Source organism: Paenirhodobacter sp., from assembly GCF_050177655.1.
Lineage (GTDB): Bacteria > Pseudomonadota > Alphaproteobacteria > Rhodobacterales > Rhodobacteraceae > Rhodobacter.
Genome location: NZ_JBFXGV010000084.1, coordinates 1 through 5,691 on the forward strand (window position 1 = coordinate 1; position 5,691 = coordinate 5,691).

Annotated in this window: 5 protein-coding genes; 1 reads left to right on the forward strand and 4 read right to left on the reverse strand. The window is 67.4% G+C overall.

Annotation, left to right across the window (positions count from 1 at the left end):
* Window positions 1-25: 25 nt before the first annotated feature.
* From AB7U46_RS17370 to AB7U46_RS17385, 4 genes are all read right to left on the reverse strand, one after another.
* Window positions 26-1,048 (reverse strand): SIS domain-containing protein, encoded by a 1,023-nt coding sequence (locus AB7U46_RS17370; protein ID WP_428338244.1) that lies wholly within the window; start codon window positions 1,046-1,048, stop codon window positions 26-28.
* Window positions 1,045-1,890, reverse strand: a complete 846-nt coding sequence (locus AB7U46_RS17375; protein ID WP_428338245.1) for a carbohydrate ABC transporter permease — start codon at window positions 1,888-1,890, stop codon at window positions 1,045-1,047. The genes AB7U46_RS17370 and AB7U46_RS17375 overlap by 4 nt, the downstream gene beginning before the upstream one ends.
* A complete protein-coding gene (locus AB7U46_RS17380) occupies window positions 1,890-2,774 on the reverse strand; it encodes a carbohydrate ABC transporter permease (protein ID WP_428338246.1) in 885 nt (294 codons plus the stop codon). The genes AB7U46_RS17375 and AB7U46_RS17380 overlap by 1 nt, the downstream gene beginning before the upstream one ends.
* A 73-nt stretch (window positions 2,775-2,847) precedes the next feature.
* Window positions 2,848-4,086: an extracellular solute-binding protein gene (locus AB7U46_RS17385; protein ID WP_428338247.1), complete on the reverse strand. Its 1,239-nt coding sequence runs from the start codon at window positions 4,084-4,086 to the stop codon at window positions 2,848-2,850.
* A 140-nt stretch (window positions 4,087-4,226) separates the two neighbouring features.
* Between AB7U46_RS17385 and AB7U46_RS17390 the strand changes: the two genes are divergently transcribed.
* Complete coding sequence (locus AB7U46_RS17390) at window positions 4,227-5,405, forward strand: ROK family transcriptional regulator (protein WP_428338248.1); 1,179 nt, start codon at window positions 4,227-4,229, stop codon at window positions 5,403-5,405.
* Window positions 5,406-5,691 lie beyond the last annotated feature (286 nt).

The following is a 5,691-nucleotide window of genomic DNA, read 5'->3' on the forward strand; positions in this document are numbered from 1 at the left end:
TTGCCGAGGGTGGCGAGCGGGCGCATCATTCGACCTTCGTCACCTTGGAGGAGCGCAGCGGCGTGCCGACATCGGGCACGCGGGAGGCGGCGAAGTCCACCATGAAATGCTGCGCCGCGGGCAGGAGCGCGAAGCTTGCCGCAAGGCCGGTGCCGGGCGGGCAGGGCACGGTGCAGGCGCCCTCGACGGGGGCGAGGCCCGAGGCGTCGAAGATCACCAGCGGCGAGGCGCTCGTGCGCAGCACAAACTCCGCGAGGCTGGTGACATAGGTCGCCGAGGGGCCCGCGTCGCGGAACATCACGACGCCGACCTCGGGGGCGAGCATCTCGACGGGGCCGTGGCGCAGCTGGCCGCCCTCGAGGCTGAAACAGGGCAAGCGCGACAGCTCGGTGAGGCCAAGCGCGAGGGCCTCGGCCACGCCCTGCTGCGCGCGCCCCGAGGTGACGATCGTGCGCACGCCGGCCATCTTCGCCAGTGCGGCGGAAATCTCGGGCTGCGGATCGGCGGCGATCACCGCCTCGACCGCGGCAAGATCGGCACCGAGCGCGGCGAGCACCGCCGCATGCAGCGCGAGCGTCACGGTGAGCGAGCGCGTCGCGGCGAAGGGGATCTCCGATCCTCCGGCGCCGACCAGACAGGGCGCGAGCCGGGCAAGCGAGGACTCGGCCTGCATCGTCAGGCCGAAAGCATCGGCGGGGGCGTGCCCCTCGGCGAACCAGCGCAGCACTTCGGCGCTTTCGCCCGATTGCGAGGTCACCAGAACGGTGCGCCCGGCCAGCGGCAGAGGCTGATCGAGCTGTTCCGAAAGCGGCAGCGTCACGGCGTCGATGCCAAGCGCGCGGTAGCAGGGCGTCAGCGTGCGCCCCACCGCATGCGAGCCGCCCATGCCCAGCAGTACGAGCCGCCCGTTGCGGGTGATCGTTTCCGCGATGGCGCGCGCCTGCGCGGCATTCTGCGCAAGGCTCGCGCGGCTGTCGGCCATCTGCCGCGCCATTTCGGCGTGCAGCGCCTCGAGCACGGGGTTTTTGGTTGCGAATGCGGCCGTCATCCTTTGACGCCTCCGTTGGTCAGCCCCGAGATCAGGGCGCGTTGCATGAGAAAACCGATGGCGACGGGCGGCAGCGCGGCAATCACGCCCGCGGTGGCGATCAGCCCGTAGTCGGAGACCCTCCCCCCGGCGAGATCGGCGATCGCGACGCTGAGCGTCTTCGCCTGCTGGTTCGAGGTGAAGAGAAGCGCGTAGAAGAATTCGTCCCAGGCGAGCAGGAAGGCGAAGATCAGCGCGGTGGCGATCACCGGCAGCGCGAGCGGCAGGATCACGATGCGCAGCACCTGATCGAGCCGCGCGCCGTCGATCGCGGCGGCCTGTTCGAGATCGCGCGGGATCGGGTCGAAGCCGGCCTTCAGCAGCCAGGTGACGAAGGGGGCGAGGATGCTCAGATAAACAAGCGCGAGGCCGAAGACATTGTTGAGCAGCCCGAACCGCGCGAGGATCAGGTAAAGCGGCACCGAAAGCGCGACGGGCGGCAGCATATAGGTGGCGATCACCGCGCCGAGCGTCCAGCCAAGGCGCGGATTGCGCGAGGCGGCCCAGCCCGCGGGCACGCCGACGGCGAGGGCCGCGACGGTGGCCATGCTCGCCACCTCGATCGAATTGCGCAGCGAGGCGAGGAAGGCGCCGCCCGCGGAATTCACCGCCTGGTCGAGCAACGCGCCATAGCGCGAGAAATCGAGCGTCTCGGGCCACCAGTGCAGCGGTTTCGCCGAGAGATCGGCATTCGAGGACACGCTCATCACGAAGAGCCACAGCAGCGGTGCGAGGATCGCGAGCGCGACGAGCAGCGCCATGACATGGAGAAAGATGCGATAGGCGAGCGAGCGGTGTTCCATCAGCGGCCCTCCCCGGCGAGGCGACGGATGATCGCGAGATAGGCGACGGCGAGCACGGTGATCATCAGCGTGATGATGAGCGCGAGCGAGGCGCCCGAGCCCGCGCGCTGAAAGGCGAAGGCCTCCTGATAGACGAGGATCGAGAGCGAGCGGGTGGTGTTGGCCGGCCCGCCCCGCGTCATGATCCAGATCAGGTCGAAGACCTTGAAGGCCTCGATCGTGCGCAGCACCAGCGCCACCATCAGCGGGCCAAGCAGATAGGGCAGGGTGACATGGCGGAACCGGCGCCAGACATTCGCGCCATCGACGACAGCCGCGGCGCGGATGTCGCGCGGGATCGCCTGCAGCGCGGCCAAGGCGATCAGTGCGACGAGGGGGAAGTTCTTCCACACGTCGGCGACGATCAGCGCCGCCATCGCGGTGCCCGGCTCCCCCAGCCAGGAGCGGTAGCTCTCGAGCAAGCCAATCTGGGTGAGGGCTGCGTTGAGCGCGCCATATTCGGGGTTGTAGATCAGCCGCCAGAGCGTCGCGTTCACCACCGTGGGCAAGGCCCAGGGCAGGATCAGCAGCGCGCGCAGGATGGTGCGGCCATAAAACGGCTGATCGAGCAGCAGCGCGACGAGCACACCCAGCACCAGCTCGGCCGAGACCGACCAGAGGCTGAAGCGCAGCGTCGTCCAGAACGCCGACTGGAAGGCGCTGTTCGAGAGCATCTTGGTGAAATTGCGCAGCCCGACGAACTCGCCGCCCGAACCGACGAGGCGCGCATCGCTGAGCGAAAGCCGAAGCGTCTCGAAGAAGGGCGCGCCGATCACCGCCAGCATCACCAGGAGGAGCGGCAGCATCAGCAACCAGACACGCAGGGGAATGCGTTCGGTGGACATGAGGATCGACCTCGGTTCGGAACTGGGGGATCGGGGGCGGGCGCGCCGGTTGCGGCGCGCCCGGAAGCGGGGCTCAGAGGCCGCTGTTCTCGGCCGCGGCCTTCAGCGCATCCTCGGGCGTCGAAGTGCCAAGCAGCGATTCCTGGATCGCCTGCTGCAGCGCCATCGACATCTCCTGGTAATGCGGCGTCATCGGGCGCGGATACATCGCCGCAAGGCCGACACCGGCCGCGGCGAGCAGCTCCTCCTGCCCGGTGGTGACCGCCGGATCGGTGTAGGAGCTCGCCCAGATCGGCAGGCTCAGCTTCGCATACTGGTTCTGCACCGGCTGCGAGGTCATGTAGGTGATGAAGTCCCAGGCCTCAGACGGGTGTTTCGAGGTGGTGGTGACGCCAAGCCCCATCGAGCCGTTCACCGCCGAGGCTTTCGAGACGCCCTCGACCCCCGGCGCCGGCACCACGCCGACATCGCCCGCGACCTTGCTCTGCGCCGGGTCATTGGCGAGGTTGTACATATAGGTCCAGTTCAGCGCGAAGGCGGCGTCACCGTTCTGGAAGACATTGCGCACGTCCTCCTCGAGGAATTCCTTCGAGTTCGGATTGGTCAGCCCGCCGGTATAGCTCGCGACCATGTATTTCAGCGCCTCGAGACCGCCGCCGTTCTGGAAGTCGGGCTTGCCGTCCTTGATGAAGTCGCCGCCATAGGCGCTCAGCAGCGTGGTATAGTCGCAGACCGCCGCCTCCGCCTGCGACCAGCTCCAGGCGATCGGATACTGCACGATGCCGGCATCCTTGATCTTCTGCGCGTCGGCGGCAAGCTCGGCCCAGGTCGCGGGCGGCGTCTCGATCCCGGCCTTCTTCAGCATAGCCTTGTTGTAGAAGAGATACTTGGTGTCGAGAATCCAGGGCATGCCATAGGCCTTGCCGTCATAGGTCACCGTGGTCCAGGCGCCGGGCAGCACACCGGCCTTCATCTCGGGCGTGATCTTGTCGCTGACGTCGACGAGCACGTTGTTCGTCGCGAATTCCGCGGGCCAGATCACGTCGAAGAGCACGACGTCATAGCCACCGCCCGCCCCCTGCGCGAGCACGGTCTTGTCGTGCAGCCCCTCGTAGGGGACGAATTCGAGGTTGATCTTGACGTCGGGATGGGCGGCCTCGTAGCCCGCGGTCATCGCGCGGATGTCGTCTTCGCTATAGGCCGCCTGCGCCATGAAGAGCGCGTTGAGCGTGGTTTCCGCCTGCGCGGCGGTGACCGAGGCCGCCGTGAGCGCGGTGGCGGCCATCAGGGCAGTGCGCAGCATGAATTTCATCTCTCTCTCCTGTCGGATCGCGGGCCGCGATACGCGGCCGAAGTTGCATCATGCCACCCGGTGAAAGCTCTTCCGGCAATTTAGTCCAGATGGTGGACTTAATGATTGCGTCGGTTGCCGTCACCTGTCAATGTTTTTTCATGAACGCCAAACCGCCCTCGATCCGCGCGATGTCCGGCACCAGCTCGGGCGCCGCCGCCGTGCACAACCGGCGCGTCGTGATCGACGCGATCCGGGTGAACGGGGCGCTCTCGCGCGCCGATCTCGCGCGCGCCACGCGGCTGGCGAAGCAGACGCTTTCCAACATCATCGACGAGCTGCAGGCGGCGGGTCTGGTGATCGCGCGCGAGGTGGTGAAGGAGGGGCGCGGCAAGCCGGCGACGCCCTATGACCTCGCGCCCTTCGGGGCGTTCTCGATCGGGGTCCAGATCGACCGGCACGTCGCGCGCTGCGTGGTGATGAACCTCGTGGGGGAGATCGTGCTGCGCCGCGAGCGGGCGATTCTGCCCTCCGAGCCTGAGGCGGGGCTGAAGATCCTCGCGCGCCTGATCCGCGAGACGCGGAGCGAGCTTGCCCATCGGCACCCGGAGGCGGAGGAACGCACCGTCGGCCTTGGTATCGCGATGCCGGGGCCCTTCAGCCCCGAGGCGCGGCAGGCGCGCGACGATTACACGATGGCGCGCTGGCAGGAGTTTCCGCTCGCGCAGATCCTCGCACGCGAGACCGGGCTCGAGACCAATATCCAGAACGACGCCGCCGCCGCCGCGATCGCGGAAAAGCTGACCGGGCGGGCGCATGGGCTGCGCAATGCGGTCTGCCTCTATCTCGGCTACGGTCTGGGGGCGGGGCTGATCCTGAATGGCGAACTTTATCGTGGCCAACGGGGCGATGCCGGCGAAATCGGCATGATCCGGCCGCTGGGCGGGGGGGATCTGACGATCGAGCGGCAGGTCGCGCTGGGCGAGTTCTATGCGCGAGTCGGTCTCGATCCGGCCGATCCGCAGCTGGCCGCGCGAATCGAAGCGCTGTTCACGGCGCGCATGGCGGAGATCGAGCCCTGGCTCGACGCGGCGGCCGCGGGGCTTGGCTGGCTTGCCGATGCGCTGCGACTCGCGCTCGATCCGGAGGCGATCATCCTGTGCAGCACCGCGCCTGCGCGGCTGGTCGAGCAGCTGGTGGCCCGGGTCAACCTCGCCCCGCACGCACGGCGTCGGCTGCTGGCGGGGCATTCCGATCCCTGGATCGTGGCGATCGGCGCCGCAGCCGAACCGATCAGCCGCAGCTTCGAGCCGAAATATGCGGCCCTGCTGAAGCCCTGACTCGGTTTTTGCGCTCCGTTTGTGCGGGGTGACTCGTCCCCGTCTGCGCTTCCGTAAGGGCATGGCCTCAATATTCTGTCGTTTCTCCGGGTGCTTCGCGCAACTTTTGTTCGCGTCGTCTTTCAGTGCGGCCGGGGTGCGAAAAAGTTCATCCTGGGGGTTCAACGAAACAAGGGATTTTGTGGGTTTCTGTTGGGAAGTTGCGATTTTTTGGAAAAAGGGGGTTGCGGAGTTTGGCGGTGATCCGTAAACAGCGCCTCACCGAAGCGGAACACACCGCGACGGT

Coding starts and splice junctions, on each gene's coding strand:
- AB7U46_RS17390 (WP_428338248.1), top strand. CDS start 4,227: ATGAACGCCAAACCGCCCTCGATCCGCGCGATGTCCGGCACCAGCTCG.
- AB7U46_RS17375 (WP_428338245.1), bottom strand. CDS start 1,890: ATGGAACACCGCTCGCTCGCCTATCGCATCTTTCTCCATGTCATGGCG.
- AB7U46_RS17385 (WP_428338247.1), bottom strand. CDS start 4,086: ATGAAATTCATGCTGCGCACTGCCCTGATGGCCGCCACCGCGCTCACG.
- AB7U46_RS17380 (WP_428338246.1), bottom strand. CDS start 2,774: ATGTCCACCGAACGCATTCCCCTGCGTGTCTGGTTGCTGATGCTGCCG.
- AB7U46_RS17370 (WP_428338244.1), bottom strand. CDS start 1,048: ATGACGGCCGCATTCGCAACCAAAAACCCCGTGCTCGAGGCGCTGCAC.